Source organism: Curtobacterium flaccumfaciens (assembly GCF_013359815.1).
In the GTDB taxonomy this organism is placed as follows: Bacteria; Actinomycetota; Actinomycetes; order Actinomycetales; family Microbacteriaceae; genus Curtobacterium; species Curtobacterium flaccumfaciens.
Genome location: NZ_JABMCF010000040.1, coordinates 237,153 through 251,425, shown reverse-complemented (window position 1 = coordinate 251,425; position 14,273 = coordinate 237,153). Strand labels below are relative to the sequence as shown.

Annotated in this window: 12 protein-coding genes; 2 read left to right on the top strand and 10 right to left on the bottom strand. The window is 71.8% G+C overall.

Translation table 11 applies throughout. The annotated features are described in order from the left end of the window. Positions 1 to 2 precede the first annotated feature (2 nt). From HP445_RS14890 to dusB, 4 genes are all read right to left on the bottom strand, one after another. Positions 3 to 1,619, bottom strand: a complete 1,617-nt coding sequence (locus HP445_RS14890) for an ABC transporter substrate-binding protein (RefSeq protein WP_111093200.1) — start codon at positions 1,617 to 1,619, stop codon at positions 3 to 5. 1,180 nt (positions 1,620 to 2,799) lie between these two features. Next, positions 2,800 to 4,719, bottom strand: coding sequence for a DNA primase (gene dnaG, locus HP445_RS14885; protein WP_128779722.1), 1,920 nt, complete (start codon positions 4,717 to 4,719; stop codon positions 2,800 to 2,802). Positions 4,720 to 4,759: 40 nt separating this feature from the next. After that, positions 4,760 to 6,055 carry a deoxyguanosinetriphosphate triphosphohydrolase gene (locus HP445_RS14880; protein WP_128779721.1) on the bottom strand — a complete coding sequence of 432 codons (1,296 nt, stop codon included), beginning with the start codon at positions 6,053 to 6,055 and terminating at the stop codon, positions 4,760 to 4,762. Then, positions 6,052 to 7,218: a tRNA dihydrouridine synthase DusB gene (gene dusB / locus HP445_RS14875; protein ID WP_128779720.1), complete on the bottom strand. Its 1,167-nt coding sequence runs from the start codon at positions 7,216 to 7,218 to the stop codon at positions 6,052 to 6,054. Before dusB ends, HP445_RS14880 begins: the two co-directional genes overlap by 4 nt. 47 nt (positions 7,219 to 7,265) lie before the next feature. Between dusB and HP445_RS14870 the strand changes: the two genes are divergently transcribed. After that, positions 7,266 to 7,751, top strand: coding sequence for an aminoacyl-tRNA deacylase (locus HP445_RS14870; protein WP_128779719.1), 486 nt, complete (start codon positions 7,266 to 7,268; stop codon positions 7,749 to 7,751). An 8-nt stretch (positions 7,752 to 7,759) separates the two neighbouring features. Here HP445_RS14870 and HP445_RS14865 read toward each other — a convergent pair whose 3' ends face one another. From HP445_RS14865 to HP445_RS14850, 4 genes are all read right to left on the bottom strand, one after another. Continuing rightward, entirely contained in the window at positions 7,760 to 8,023 is a 264-nt protein-coding gene (locus HP445_RS14865) for a hypothetical protein (RefSeq protein ID WP_128779718.1), read from the bottom strand. A gap of 5 nt (positions 8,024 to 8,028) precedes the next feature. Continuing rightward, positions 8,029 to 8,763 (bottom strand): DsbA family oxidoreductase, encoded by a 735-nt coding sequence (locus HP445_RS14860; protein WP_128779717.1) that lies wholly within the window; start codon positions 8,761 to 8,763, stop codon positions 8,029 to 8,031. A 125-nt stretch (positions 8,764 to 8,888) separates the two neighbouring features. Beyond that, on the bottom strand, positions 8,889 to 10,274 hold the full coding sequence (locus HP445_RS14855) for a glycine--tRNA ligase (RefSeq protein WP_071405363.1): 1,386 nt from the start codon (positions 10,272 to 10,274) through the stop codon (positions 8,889 to 8,891). A 107-nt stretch (positions 10,275 to 10,381) separates the two neighbouring features. Continuing rightward, on the bottom strand, positions 10,382 to 11,437 hold the full coding sequence (locus tag HP445_RS14850; protein ID WP_128779716.1) for an aminotransferase class V-fold PLP-dependent enzyme: 1,056 nt from the start codon (positions 11,435 to 11,437) through the stop codon (positions 10,382 to 10,384). Between the two features lie 70 nt (positions 11,438 to 11,507). Between HP445_RS14850 and HP445_RS14845 the strand changes: the two genes are divergently transcribed. After that, the gene (locus tag HP445_RS14845; protein WP_128779715.1) at positions 11,508 to 12,455 is read left to right on the top strand and encodes a LysR family transcriptional regulator; all 948 of its coding nucleotides are present in this window, start codon (positions 11,508 to 11,510) and stop codon (positions 12,453 to 12,455) included. 82 nt (positions 12,456 to 12,537) lie between these two features. On the opposite strand, the gene HP445_RS14840 is transcribed toward HP445_RS14845, so the two are convergent. Together HP445_RS14840 and recO are read right to left on the bottom strand one after the other, a co-directional pair. Then, entirely contained in the window at positions 12,538 to 13,335 is a 798-nt protein-coding gene (locus HP445_RS14840; RefSeq protein WP_017886684.1) for an isoprenyl transferase, read from the bottom strand. Continuing rightward, a complete protein-coding gene (recO, locus tag HP445_RS14835; RefSeq protein WP_128779714.1) occupies positions 13,332 to 14,180 on the bottom strand; it encodes a DNA repair protein RecO in 849 nt (282 codons plus the stop codon). Before recO ends, HP445_RS14840 begins: the two co-directional genes overlap by 4 nt. Between the last annotated feature and the right edge of the window lie 93 nt (positions 14,181 to 14,273).

The window sequence follows — 14,273 nt, the reverse complement described above, 5'->3', positions numbered from 1 at the left end:
TGCTACTTGCTCAGGGTGGCGTACCGGAACTTGAACGAGGCGTCGAGGGTCAGGCCCTTGACGTCCTTGCCGGCGACCGCGACGGACTTGCCCTGCAGCAGCGGCAGCGTCGAGATCTGGGTGGCCTCGCGCTCCTGGGCCTGCTCGATCAGGTCAGCACGCTTGTCCGGGTCGGACTCGGCCTGCTCCTTCGCGATGAGGTCCTGGATCTCCGGGTCGTCGTAGTGGTTCTGGACGAAGTTCTCCTTGGTGAAGAACGGCGACAGGTAGTTGTCGGCGTCGGAGAAGTCCGGGAACCAGCCGAGCTGGTACACGGGGTAGGCGTCCTTGGTGCGCTCCTGCGCGTAGGTCGTGTAGACCGTCGACTGGATGTTGACGGTGAACAGACCGGAGTCCTCGAGCTGCTGCTTGAGCAGGGCGTACTCGTCGTCCGAGGCCGAACCGTAGTGGTCGGGCGCGTACTGGATGTCGAGCTGCACCTTGCCCGTGACGCCGGCGTCCGACAGCGTCTTCTTCGCCTTGGACACGTCCGCGCCGCCGTCGCCGTCGCCGTACATCTCCTTGAACGGCTGGACCGCGCCGGTCAGGCCGTCCGGGACCATCGAGTACAGCGGGGTGAAGGTGTCGTTGTAGACCTCCTTCGCGAGCTGGGCACGGTCGACCACGTCGGCAGCGGCCTGACGCACGGCCAGGGCCTTCGCCTCGTCGGCGTCGTCCTGCCCGGTGCCGAACGGCTGCGTCTTGAAGTTGAAGACCACGTAGCGGATCTCGCCGCCGGGGCCGTCGGTGACCTTGAGGGAGTCGTCCTTGCGCAGGTCCGAGATGTCGGTCGGCGTCAGGGAGCGGTACGCCACGTCGACGTCGCCCTTCTGCACGGCGAGCTTGAGGTCGGTCTCCTTGGTGTAGTAGCTGGCGGTGACCTCGTCGGTCTTCGCCTTGCCGAGGAGGCCGTCGTACTTCGGGTTCGTCTTGTACTGGATCGTGTCGTTCTCCTTGTAGGAGCTGATCTGGTACTGCCCGGCGAACGCCTTGCCCTTGACGATGTCGTCGGCACTGGTGAGCTTCGTCGCGCTGAAGACGTCCTCGTCGACGATCGGGCCAGCGGGGCTCGAGAGCACCTGCGGCCAGGTCTGGTCGGCGTGGTCGAGGTTGAACACCACGGTGGTGTCGTCCGGGGTGTCGATGCTCTTGAGGTTGGCCAGCAGCGACTGCGGACCGTTCTCGTTGTTGATCTTCAGTTCGCGGTCGAACGAGAACTTCACGTCGCTCGACGTGAGCTTGTTGCCGTTTGCGAACTCGAGCCCGTCCTTGAGGGTGACCTCGTAGGTGGTCGGGTTCGTGAACTCCGCCTTCGTGGCGATGTCCGGCTCGACGTCCGGGCTCCCCACGGGCGTGTTCATCAGGAACGGGAACACCTGGTTCTGCACGGCGAAGGAGCCGTTGTCGTAGGAACCGGCCGGGTCGAGGGACGTGATCTTGTCCGTCGTCCCGATGCTCAGGCCGTTCAGTTCGGTGTCACTCACGCTGCTGCTCGCGCAGCCGGTCAGCACCAGCGCCGTCGCTGCTGCACCGGCGCCGAGCGCGATGCCGCGCTTGCCCCACTTGGTCACGGATGCCATGTCCGCTGCCTCTCTGGTCATGATTGCAAGAGTCCTGAGCCGGAGGGTGGAACGTCTGTGTGCCCGGCCAGGAACGCTCATTGGTATCACCCTGTCACGGAACAGAACGAACCGGGGGCGATTTGTTTACACCGCTGTAATGCATGGGCCCGCCGCGTGATGCATGATTCCGCCGGAGTCGAGCGGCGCGTCACGCACGAAAGTTGCGTGGTGCAACCGGGGCGGTCTGGCGCTCGAGAGCGCCTGTCGAGCGACGGTTCGTGCGATCACGCCCGCCCGGCCAGGAGGCCCGCCCCGCGTCCGCCCCGCCCCCTCGCCCCCGCCGATCGGTCACGACGCACCGCCCGCCCCACCCTGCGCGGTCACGTCCCGTCGGCCGGACCCCGGCCAGCCGACGATCCGCGACCACTCGACGCCTCTCACGCGGCACGTCCCAACCACTCACCCTCGCCGAGGTCGCACGAACTGCCGCTCGCAGCCCCACCCGGCGACAGTTCGTGCAACCTCGGCGGCACGCATGCGGCGCGTCGTGCGACCTCGCTCCCCTGGCCTGGAGGCCCGCCCCGCGTCCGCCCCGCCCCCTCGGCACCGCCGACCGGTCACGACTCACCGCCCGCCTCACCCCGCGCGGTCACGTCCTGTCGGCCGAACCCCGGCCAACCGACGATCTGCGACCACTCGCCGCCCGACAGGCGACGCGTCCTGACCACTCACGGACCCCCAGGTCGCACCAGCTGCCGCTCGCGGGCCTGCCGCACGACAGTTCGTGCGACCTCGGCGAAGCGCACGCGGCGCGTCGTGCGACCTCGCCTCCCCCGCCGGGAGGCCCGCCCCGCGTCCGCTGCGCCCATCGCCCCCGCCGACCGGTCACGACTCCCCGCCCGCCCCGCGTCCGCTGCGCCCATCGCCCCCGCCGACCGGTCACGACTCCCCGCCCGCCCCACCCCGAGCGGTCACGTCCCGTCGACCGGACCCCTGCCAACCGACGCCCTGCGACCACTCGAGGCCCGACAGACGGCACGTCCTGACCACTCACCCTCGCCGAGGTCGCACCAACTGCCGCTCGCAGCCCCACCGGGCGTCAGTTCGCGCGACCTCGGCGAAGCGCACGCGGCGCGTCGTGCGACCGGGGCGCCCGGGGCGACCTCGCGCACGCCCGGCACCGACCGCGCGAAGAGCGCTAGGACGCCTCGGCGTCGGCGCGCAACCGCATCCGCTGCCCGTCGATGTCGACGAGCTGCCGCTGGATCTCGGCGCGACGCTCGGCCTGCTCGTGCGGGTCGGCGCGCTGCAGCTGCCCGAGCAACGAGGCCTTGCGGGCGAGCAGGTCGCGCTCGACCAGGGCCACGACGATGCTCCGGCAGTAGGCCGCCAGGTCCTCCGCGTTGCGCGCGGGGATGGGTGCGAGGGCGAGTTCGTGCGTCAGGGTGCGGAGGGGCGCTGGCACGTCGGCGAGCAGCCGGTCGAGCCAGTCCCCCGCGCCGATGACGTCGACGTTGGCGACCACGGCGTCCCGCACCGCGGCGAGCATCGGCGTCGAGAACGTGGCCGACGCGGCGAGCCCGAGCATCGGTGCGCCGACGGACGTGGGCTGCTGCACCATCGCCATCACGGCGTCGCGCTCCATGCGGCTGATCGGGTCGTTCGGCAGCGAGCGGATGCCGGCGACGGGCTCGTCGGGGGTGTCGGCCCCGTCGGTGCCGTTCCCGTTGCGGCCGTCGCGCCCGGCGCCTGCGGACCGGTCATCCTGCCCGGCGGAGCCCGCACGGCGTCGGGCGGTCTCGACCGACCGACGGACCTCGGGGATCTCCATGCCGAGCCAGCCGGCGAGTTCGCGGACGTAGCCCTGTGTCAGCGAGCGGTCGCGGATGCCGGCGAGCACGGGCGCGGCCGCACGCAGGGCACCGACGCGCCCCTCGACGGTCTCGAGATCGTGGCCGTCAAGCGTGCGGCGGATCATGAACTCGAACATCGGGCGCTTGTTCGTTACCAGGCGGCGGATGGCGTCGTCACCGCGGGCGAGCCGGAGGTCGCACGGGTCGAGCCCGCCGGGCGCCACGGCGACGTAGGTCTGCGCCGCGAAGCGCTGTTCTTCCGCGAAGGCACGCGAGGCTGCGCGCTGCCCGGCCTCGTCGGGGTCGAACGTGAACACGACCTCGCCGTTGGCGTTCGGGTCGGCTCCGGCCAGGTCACCGAGCATCGGGCGCAGCACCTTGATGTGGTCGACGCCGAACGACGTGCCACAGGTGGCGACCGCGGTCGTGACGCCCGCGACGTGACACGCCATCACGTCGGTGTAGCCCTCGACGATGACGACCTGCTTCTGCTTCGAGATGTCGCGGCGGGCCAGGTCGAGCCCGTAGAGCACCTGGCTCTTGTGGTAGACCGGGGTCTCGGGCGTGTTGAGGTACTTGGGGCCCTTGTCGTCCTCGAGCAGGCGGCGCGCCCCGAAGCCGATGGTGGCCCCGGTCACGTCGCGGATCGGCCACATCAGGCGCCCGCGGAACCGGTCGTACGGCGAGCGGTCACCCTGGCTGACGAGGCCGGCGGAAACGAGTTCCTCCATCGTGAAGCCGCGCCCGCGCAGGTGGTCCTTGAGCATGTCGTAGGACTTCGGCGCGAACCCGACGCCGAAGTGCTGGGCGGCCGAGGGGTCGAACCCGCGCTCCCCCAGGAACCGGCGGGCGGGGTCGGCGGCGGCCGTCGTGAGCTGCCCGGTGAAGTACTCGAGCGCGGCTTCGTTCGCGGCGATCAGCCGGGCACGGGTGTTGTAGTCGGTGCGCGGCCCGTCGCCCTCTTCGTAGTGCAGGGTGAAGCCGATCTTCGCGGCCATGCGCTCGACGGCCTCGGCGAAGGTGGTGTGGTCCTGCGCCATGATGAAGCTGAAGACGTCGCCGTCCTCGCCGCAGCCGAAGCAGTGGTAGCGGCCGACCTGGGGCCGGACGTGGAACGACGGGGAGCGCTCGTCGTGGAAGGGGCACAGGCCCTTCATCGACCCGACGCCCGCGTGCTTCAGCGTGACGTAGTCGCCCACGACGTCGGCGATGTTGACACGCGAGCGGACCTCGTCGATGTCGTTCCGCGCGATCCTGCCAGCCACCCCTCGATCCTAGTTCGTGGGACCGACGTCGGCGGACCGGTCAGACGGCGATGTGGACCGGGTCACGGTCACCCACCACCAGACGTCGGTGCCACGCGAGCGCGCCCTGGTCGGTCAGGCTCGCGACCTGGTCGACCACGGCGCGCAGTCGGCCGGCGTCGTCGCCCGCGGCGTGCCAGTCGGCGGCGAAGCCCGGCTCGAGGTCGGACGCACCGGTCGCCGCCAGCGCGTCGAGCAGTTCGGTGAGCACGCGGCGCTGGTCCTCGTACACGGGCTGACGGTCGCCCTGGGTCATCACGAAGGCCGCGACGATGCCCTTCAGCACGGCGATCTCGCCGATGATCTCGGGCGGGGTGACGACCGACGCCGCGAACCGCACGAGCGATCCCGAGGCGTAGGACTCGCGGGTGGCCGTCGTGGCGGTGCGCGCGAAGCGTCCGATCAGCTGCGACGTCAGGTTCTTCAGGCGTGCGGCGTCCCGGCGGGAGCCGTCGTACGCGGTCATCCAGAGCGGCAGCGCACGCAGGCGGTCGAACGCCTCGAGCAGCTCGTCGCGGCTCAGGTCGTCGCCGACCCAGGCGTGCATGGCGGTCACGATGTCGTTCTCACCGACGCGGTCGCCCAGGGCCGCGACGTCGATGAACCCGGCGACGACGGCGTCCTCGAAGTCGTGCACCGAGTACGCGATGTCATCGGCGAGGTCCATCACCTGCGCCTCGATGCACCGCTGGCGACGCGGGGCGCCGGCTCGGAGCCACTCGAAGGCGTCGTGGTCGTCGTCGTAGAACCCGAACTTGGTGCGCCCGGACGACGACTCCGACACCCCCTGCGCAGCGGGCCACGGGTACTTGCAGCTCGCGTCCAACGACGCACGGGTCAGGTTGAGTCCGAACGGACGGTCGACGTCGGCGCCGGGCCGGACGCCGTAGACCTTCGGCTCGAGCCGCGTCAGCAACCGGAGCGTCTGCGCGTTGCCCTCGAAGCCACCGATGCCGGTCGCCCAGGCGTTCACCGCGGTCTCGCCGTTGTGCCCGAACGGCGGGTGCCCGATGTCGTGGGCCAGGCACGCGGTGTCGACCACGTCGGGGTCGAGCCCGAGCGAGTCGGCGAGCTCGCGGCCGACCTGCGCGACCTCGAGCGAGTGCGTCAGCCGGTTGCGGGCGAAGTCGAGCCCCGCTGTCGGGCTGAGCACCTGGGTCTTGGCGGCCAGGCGCCGGAGCGCACTGGAGTGCAGCAGTCGGGCGCGGTCACGGGCGAAGTCCGAGCGGCGGTTGCCGTGCTCTTCGGGGAGCCAGCGCTCCGCGTCCGCCGGGCCGTACGAGGCGGTGGCGCTCATCCGCCGCTGTGGTGCAGCTCGGCGGCGGCCAGGACCTTACGGAACTCGGAGTCGACGTCGCGGCTCTCGAGCCAGCGGTCGGGCAGGGCGGTGCGCTTCGGGTGTCCGGCACGACCGCGCGGCCCCTCGGCGTCGGTACCCGGGTAGGGCGCGTCGTGGTCGAGCTGGCCGAGGAAGTCGTCGATCTCCTGCAGGCTCGACGCCATCGCCAGGCCGGCCCGGACGTCGCTGCCGATCGGGTACCCCTTGAAGTACCAGGCAACGTGCTTGCGGATGTCGCGGCAGGCGTGCTCCTCGTCGCCGAAGAACTCGACGAGCAGCTCGGCGTGCCGGCGGAACCCGTCGGCGACCTCGCCCAGGGACGGCATGTACCGCAGCCCCTCGCCGCGGAACGCCGCGGCCAGGTCACCGAACAGCCACGGACGGCCGAGGCAGCCACGGCCGACGACCACGCCGTCGGCGCCGGTCTCGTCGATCATCCGGAGCGCGTCCGCGGCCGACCAGATGTCGCCGTTGCCGAGGATCGGGATGTCGGTGACGGTCTCCTTCAGCGTGGCGATCGCGGACCAGTCGGCGTGCCCGGAGTAGTGCTCGTTCGCGGTGCGGGCGTGCAGCGACACCGCGGCGACACCGGCGTCGCGCGCGATGCGTGCGGCGTCGAGGTAGGTCAGGTGGTCCTCGTCGATGCCCTTGCGCATCTTCACGGTGACGGGGACGTCGCCCGCGGCGCGCACGGTCTTGGTGACGAGCTCGCGGAACAGGTCGAGCTTCCAGGGCAGGGCCGCGCCGCCGCCCTTGCGGGTGACCTTGGGCACCGGGCACCCGAAGTTCAGGTCGATGTGGTCGGCACGGTCCTCGCCCACCAGGATCGACGCCGCCTCGGCCACGGTGTTCGGCTCGACGCCGTACAGCTGGATCGACCGCGGGGTCTCGGACTCGTGGTGCTGGATGAGCTGCATCGACACGGGGGTCCGTTCGACCAGCGCACGCGAGGTGATCATCTCGCACACGTAGAGCCCGGCGCCGTACTCGCGGCACAGCCGGCGGTACGCCATGTTCGTGATCCCGGCCATCGGCGCGAGCACGACCGGCACGTCGACCTCGATCGGGCCGATGCGCAGGGGGCCGCCGACTCGCGAGGCGGGTGCTTGTGTGATCGTCATACCTGTCCCATCTTCCCACGTCGGTGCGCGCCGGTAGCGTTCTCCACATGACGACCGACGCCAGCACCCGGTTCGACGCCGACGCCCAGGCCCGTGGCCTGCCGGTCGAGGTGGTCGAGCGCCCGGCCGCGGACTCCCTGCACGAGGCCGCCGGACTGCTCGGCATCGAGCCCGGCGACATCGTCAAGACCCTGGTGGTGAAGCGCCACGACGGCGGGTTCCTGCTCGCCCTGGTGCCCGGCGGTCGCAGCATCGCCTGGAAGAAACTGCGCACGGTCGTCGGCGTCAACAAGCTCTCGATGCCCGACGCCGCCACCGCGCTCGGAGCGTCCGGCTACGAGCGCGGCACCATCACGCCGATCGGCGCCACGGGCGACCTGCCGGTGTACGCCGACGAACGCATCGTCGGCCGCCGGGTCGCCCTGGGTGCGGGCCGGCACGGTGCGAGCGCCTTCGTCGACGCCGACGCGCTCGTCGCCGCCTACGGCGCGACCGTCGCCGACATCACCGACGAGGAACCGCAGCGCGACTGACGCAGCCGTCAGTCCGGGACCTCGGACCAGTCGCCCTCGGCCCCGGCGAACGAGCCGGCGTCGATCAGGCACGCATCGCCCTCGCAGACCGGCGCACCGCCGGGCGTGACGAGCGTCAGCAACGCGGGACGGGCCTCCAGGCCGGGAACGCCGGAAACGCCGGAAGCGGCGGAGAGGCCGCGGACGCCCGGCAGCCCCGTGAGCGCGTCCGGCACGGACGGGACCGACGTCACGGCCCGGAGGCGCACCGCGCCCTGGTCGCTGATGGTCATGTCCGTCATCGGGTCACCGCCACGTCCGCGCTCGCGTCGTCCGCAGCGCGCTCGGCCGCCGAGGCGACCTCCTCCGGCGTGGTCTCGCGGAGCGCGACCACCTGGCGGAGCACCTGCTCGAACGCCGTGGGGTCCTGGGCGCCGGAGACGCCGTACTTGCCGTCGATGACGAAGAACGGCACGCCGTTGATCCCGTACGCCTGCGCCTGTGCCTGGTCGGCGCGGACTGCAGCGAGCTGGGCGTCGTCGCGCAGGGTGCTGAGGACCTCGTCGCGGTCGAGACCGACCTCCGCCGCCAGGTCGGCGAGCGAGGACTCCTGTCCGACGTGCTCGCCGCGCTCGAAGTAGGCGGTGAACAGACGCTCGACCATCTCGAGCTGCTTGCCGTGCTGCTTGGCGAGGTGGATGACCTGGTGGGCCTTCACGGTGTTGGTGTGGTGCATCGCCTCGAAGTCGTACTCGAGGCCGACGCCCGCGGCGATGGCCGTGACCTGGTCGAGCATCTGCTGCGCCTGGTCGACGGGCATGCCCTTGTGGCCCGAGAGGAACTCGGCCTCGGTCCCCTCGAAGTCGACGGGGGTGTCCGGGCTCAGCTCGAAGGAGTGGTACTCAACCTCGACGGGACGGCCCTCGCTCGAGGCGCCGAACGCGGCGACGCCGGCCTCGAACTTGCGCTTGCCGATGTAGCACCAGGGGCAGGCGATGTCCGACCAGACATCGACCTTCACGGAGTCGTTCATGCTGACCCCAACGCGCTCGTGCGGCGCGCATTCCCGCAGAACCAGGTTCCGGACACCGCACCGTGGATCTTCGTGGTGCTGTGTCCGGAACCTGGTTCCGACGCGCCGCGACGCCCGCGGAACCCCTACGCGCCGAGCAACCGCTGCGCCAGGTACCCCTGCAGCTGGTCGAGCGAGACGCGCTCCTGGCTCATCGTGTCGCGCTCGCGCACCGTGACGGCCTTGTCCTCGAGCGTGTCGAAGTCGACCGTGATGCAGAACGGCGTGCCGATCTCGTCGTGGCGACGGTAGCGACGACCGATGGCACCGGCGTCGTCGAAGTCCACGTTCCAGTTCTTGCGCAGGTCGTCGGCCAGGCCGCGGGCGACGGGCGAGAGCTGCTCGTTGCGCGACAGCGGCAGGACGGCGGCCTTCACCGGGGCCAGGCGTGGGTCGAGGCGCAGGACGGTGCGCTTGTCGACGCCGCCCTTCGCGTTGGGGGCCTCGTCCTCGTGGTACGAGTCGAGCAGGAACGCCATGAGTGCACGGGTCAGCCCGAACGACGGCTCGATGACGTACGGCACGTACTTCTCGTTGGCGGCCTGGTCGAAGAACCGGAGGTCCTGGCCCGACGCCTCGATGTGGTTGTTCAGGTCGAAGTCGGTGCGGTTCGCGACGCCCATCAGCTCGCCCCACTCCGAGCCGGTGAAGCCGAAGCGGTACTCGATGTCGGCGGTGGCGTCGGAGTAGTGCGCCCGCTCGCCGTCCGGCACGTCGAAGCGACGCAGGTTCTCGGGGTCGATGCCGAGGTCGGTGTAGAAGGCGACCGAGTCGGCGATCCACTGCTCGTAGTGCTCCTGGGCCGAGGCCGGCGGCACGAAGTACTCGATCTCCATCTGCTCGAACTCGCGCGTGCGGAAGATGAAGTTGCCGGGCGTGATCTCGTTGCGGAACGCCTTGCCGACCTGCCCGATGCCGAACGGGGGCTTCATGCGGCTGGTCGTGACGACCTGCGCGAAGTCGACGAAGATGCCCTGCGCGGTCTCGGGGCGCAGGAAGTTCAGGCCCTCTTCGGACTCGACCGGGCCGAGGTAGGTCTTGAGCATCCCGGAGAACTCGCGGGGCTCGGTCCACTCGCCGCGGGTGCCGCAGTTCGGGCAGGCGATCTCGGCCATGCGGCCTTCGGGGTCGCGGCCCTTCTTGGCGACGAACGCCTCGATCAGGTGGTCCTCGCGGAACCGGTGGTGGCAGTGCAGGCACTCCACCAGCGGGTCGGTGAAGGTCGCGACGTGGCCGGAGGCCTCCCACACCTTGCGGGGCAGGATCACCGCGGAGTCGAGGCCGACCATGTCCCCGCGACCGCGGACGAACCGCTGCCACCACTGGCGCTTGATGTTCTCCTTGAGCTCCACGCCGAGGGGCCCGTAGTCCCATGCGGAGCGGGAGCCTCCGTAGATCTCACCCGACTGGAAGACGAAGCCGCGGCGCTTGGCCAGGGCGATGACGCTGTCGAGACGGGAGGGCTGTGCCAAAGGGTGCTCCAGAGGTCGCCGAGCTGGGTGCTCGGTGCGGAAACGGTCCGGGCAAGACTACCGGCGATCCTGGCCCGGGAGGCCCGCCCCGGGTCCGCCCTCCACGCTCACCTCGCCGACGTGGCCGACCCCACCCCGCCCAGCGCGGCCACGACGTCGGTCACGTCGGACTCGTCGTTCCACAGGTGGAACGCGATGCGCAGTCGCCCGGCACGCCCCGAGGCGGTGAGCCCCGAGGCAGTGAGGGCCCGGAGGGCCGACCCGTCGGCGTCCGCGAACGTCACGATCGCCTGCCCGTCGCCCTGCCGAGGCGACCCGAGTGCGTCGCACAGCCGATCCGCGAGACCGGTGGCGTGCCTCCAGACCGCCTGCTGGTCGAGCGCGACCGCGTGCTCGAGCGCGGCCACGGCACCGGGCCAAGCCTGCCAGGCCGGCGAGACGTCGAAGCGACGCGCGTCGTCGGCCAGGTGCATGGCGGGGCCGTAGCAGGAGGACCAGACGTCCGCTCCGGCATACCAACCGGCCTGCACCGGGCGGAGCCGACCGAGGGCGGTGTCGGAGAGCGTCATGAAGGCGACGCCGCGCGGCGCGCAGAGCCACTTGTAGGTGTGCGTGAGCGTCACGTCGAACGGGGCGGCGTCGACGGGCAGGACGCCGGCGGCCTGCGTGAGGTCGCAGAGGGTCAGGGCGCCGACACGTCGAGCGGCGGCCACGACCGGGTCAGGATCGGTGACCACGCCGGTGGCGGACTGCACCGCGGACCACGCGACGAGGGCGGTGTCGGGCCCGACCGAGGCGGCGAGCCGGTCCAGCGGGACGCTCCGGACCCGGACGCCGCGGTGTGCCTGGGCGAGGAACGGGAAGACGACCGAGCTGAAGTCGCCGTCGGGGACGACCACCTCGGCGCCGTCCGGCAGTGCGTCAGCGACGACCGCGGCCATCACCGACGTCTGCGAGCCCGTCGCGACGCGCTCCGCCGGGACGCCGACCAGCGCGGCGAAGAGCGCACGCCCCTGCTCGACCAGCGCCCCGTACCGGGCCGGTGAGGTCTCCGCACGGGACCACGCGTCGAGGTCGGCGCGCTGGGCGGCGAGGGTGCCGCGGGTCGGCAGGCCCGCGGTGCACGCCGCCAGGTAGCCGCGGCCGGCAGGGAAGGAGTCCATGCCGACAGCGTCCCGGTTCCCGAACCATCACACCAGAGCCGGTTCGTTGTGCCACCGATAACATCGGGTGATGGACGAGATCGATCCCCAGTTGCTCCGGATCCTGCGTGCCGTGGCGGACGGCGGGTCGATCACCCGCGCCGCCGCCGCCCTCGGGTCGAGCCAGCCGGCCGTCAGCCAGCTGGTGGCCCGGGCCGAGCAGCGGCTCGGGCACGCGCTCGTCCTGCGCGGCGGACGCGGCGCGACCCTCACGCACGCCGGGCAGGTGCTCGCCGACCACGCCCTGCACGTGCAGGCCGCGCTGACCGCGGCGCGCGAGGACCTCGACGCCGTCGGCGGGCTCAGCCGTGGCCGGGTGCGACTCGCCGGGTTCCCGAGCGCGTCCTCCGCCCTCGTGCCCGCCGTGCTCGCCCGGCTCGCCGCGACGGCGCCGGGGGTGACGACCTCGTACGTCGAGGTCGAGCCGCCCGAGGCACTCGACCTGCTGCGCGGTGGCGAGGTCGACGTCGCCCTCACCTTCACCTACGTCGGCGACGAGGTCGGGACCACCCCGGACCCGGGCCTCGTCACCCGGGCGCTCGGTCGCGACCCGCTCGCGCTGGTGACACCGGTCGAGCCGGGAGGCACGGAGCGACTCCGCACCGCCGGCTCCACCGTCGTGGACCTCGCGTCCCACCACGACGCCCGGTGGATCGGGGGCTGCCCGCGGTGCCGTGGGCACCTGCTCGCGTCGTGCGCGAGCGCGGGGTTCACGCCGGACATCGTGCTCGAGACGGACAACGCCGCCGCGGTGGTGGGACTCGTCGCCGCCGGGCTCGGGGTGGCGCTGCTCCCCCGGCTGGCACTCGCGACGACGGTCATCCCCGCCGGTGTCGCGATCGACCCCGTGGACGACGAGCTGGCCCGGCGTGTCGAGGTCGTCGTCGCCCGTGGTGCCGACCGGGTGCCGAGCGTCCGTGCGGCGCTCGACGCGGTGCGCTCCGCGGCCCACCTGCTCGAGGGGCCGCTGCCGGGCTGAGGGGCAGGGCTCGGGTTCGGGCTTGGGCTTGGGCTCGGGCTCGGGCTCGGGCTCGGGCTTGGGCTCGGACTCGGGCTCGGGGCTAGGCCGTCGGGGCGTCGACCGCGCCGCCGTAGCGTCGGTCGCGGCTGGCGTACTCCTCGATCGCACCCCACAGGTCGGTGCGACGGAAGTCCGGCCAGAGCCGGTCGAGGAACACCATCTCGGCGTAGGCGGACTGCCAGAGCAGGAAGTTGCTCGTGCGCTGCTCCCCCGAGCTCCGGAGGAACAGGTCGACGTCGGGCATCTCGGGCACGTACAGCCGCTTCGCCAGGGCCTTCTCGGTGACCTGGCTCGGCTTCAAGCGCCCGGCTGCGACGTCCTCGGCCATGCCCCGCACGGCGTCGACGATCTCGTTCCGGCCGCCGTAGTTCACGCACATCGTCAGCGTGAGGACGTCGTTGCCCGCCGTCATCCGCTCGGCGGTCTCGAGCTCGTCGATGACGCTCCGCCACAGCCGCGGACGCCGGCCTGCCCACCGCACCTTGACGCCCCACTGGTGCAGCTGGTCACGGCGACGGCGGATGACGTCGCGGTTGAAGCCCATCAGGAACCGGACCTCTTCCGGGGAGCGCTTCCAGTTCTCCGTCGAGAACGCGTACGCCGACACGTGCCCGACGCCGATCTGGATCGCGCCGGCGACGACGTCGAGCAGTGAGGCCTCGCCCGCCTTGTGCCCCTCGATCCGGGTGAGGCCGCGGCCGTTCGCCCACCGGCCGTTGCCGTCCATGACGATGGCCACGTGCTCCGGCACGAACCGGGCCGGGATCGCCGGCGGCGTCTCGCCGGTCCAGTCGATCGGGCGGAACGGTTCGACGTCGTCGGGGCGGCGGGGGCTCATGCGGTGGGGGCTCCTTCGACAGCGGGGTCGGGCTCGGGCACGGCGGGTGCCGGGGTCGAGGCCACCGCACGTGCTGTCGCCTCGGGTCCGCCGTGGGTCTGCGGCACCGGCATCGGGTGCTCGGAGCGGTCGACGTGCGGCAGGGACCGGAGCGATCGTTCCAGGTGCCACTGGGCGTAGGCCGCGACCACGCCGGAGGCCCGCGAACGCGTCCGCTCGTCGGTGGCGTCGACCGTCGCCCAGTCGCCGGCGAGCAGGGAGCCGAGCACCCCGAGCGTCGCCGGGTCGAGCCGCGGCGTGCCCGGGGGTGCCGCACGGTCGGCGACGACACCGCCGAGCTGCACCACGAACGCCGAGTGCGGGCCGGGCTCCCCCGTCACCGCACAGTCGCTGAACGAGGGCGCCCACCCCGCGATGCTCATCGCGCGGAGCAGGTACGAGTCGAGGGTCGCGCTGGACTGGTGCTCCCCGCGGGACAACGAGCGCAGCGCCCCGACGAGCAACAGGTACTGCTGCAGCCCCGCGTCGGCCTCGCTCAGTCGGTCGGCGGTCTCCACCATGGCGCTGGCCGCGGTGTACGCGCCGTAGTCGGCGACGATCTGGGCCCCGTAGGCGCCGAGGGACTCCGCCTGGGTGACGATGTCGAGCGACCGGCCCTCGTAGAACTGGGCGTCGACGACCATGAACGGTTCGAGCCGGCTGCCGAACTTCGACGCCGTTCGTCGCACGCCCTTGGCCACGGCACGGATCTTGCCGTGCTGCCGCGAGAGCATCGTGACGATGCGGTCGGCTTCACCGAGCTTGTGGGTGCGCAACACGACGCACTCGTCCCGGTACAGCGGCATGCCCCCAGTATCCCCCGCCCCGCCGACAGCCGCGTGCGGTGCGGGCGGGGGCCCGGGCGTACCGAGTGGAATCGGGCGTACCTGGTCGGAAGA

Bases quoted from the DNA above. Each gene is read 5' to 3' on its own strand.
- HP445_RS14890 (WP_111093200.1), bottom strand. From the start codon at position 1,619: ATGGCATCCGTGACCAAGTGGGGCAAGCGCGGCATCGCGCTCGGCGCC.
- HP445_RS14880 (WP_128779721.1), bottom strand. From the start codon at position 6,055: ATGAGCGCCACCGCCTCGTACGGCCCGGCGGACGCGGAGCGCTGGCTC.
- dusB (WP_128779720.1), bottom strand. From the start codon at position 7,218: ATGACGATCACACAAGCACCCGCCTCGCGAGTCGGCGGCCCCCTGCGC.
- HP445_RS14870 (WP_128779719.1), top strand. From the start codon at position 7,266: ATGACGACCGACGCCAGCACCCGGTTCGACGCCGACGCCCAGGCCCGT.
- HP445_RS14865 (WP_128779718.1), bottom strand. From the start codon at position 8,023: ATGACCATCAGCGACCAGGGCGCGGTGCGCCTCCGGGCCGTGACGTCG.
- HP445_RS14860 (WP_128779717.1), bottom strand. From the start codon at position 8,763: ATGAACGACTCCGTGAAGGTCGATGTCTGGTCGGACATCGCCTGCCCC.
- HP445_RS14850 (WP_128779716.1), bottom strand. From the start codon at position 11,437: ATGGACTCCTTCCCTGCCGGCCGCGGCTACCTGGCGGCGTGCACCGCG.
- HP445_RS14845 (WP_128779715.1), top strand. From the start codon at position 11,508: ATGGACGAGATCGATCCCCAGTTGCTCCGGATCCTGCGTGCCGTGGCG.
- HP445_RS14840 (WP_017886684.1), bottom strand. From the start codon at position 13,335: ATGAGCCCCCGCCGCCCCGACGACGTCGAACCGTTCCGCCCGATCGAC.
- recO (WP_128779714.1), bottom strand. From the start codon at position 14,180: ATGCCGCTGTACCGGGACGAGTGCGTCGTGTTGCGCACCCACAAGCTC.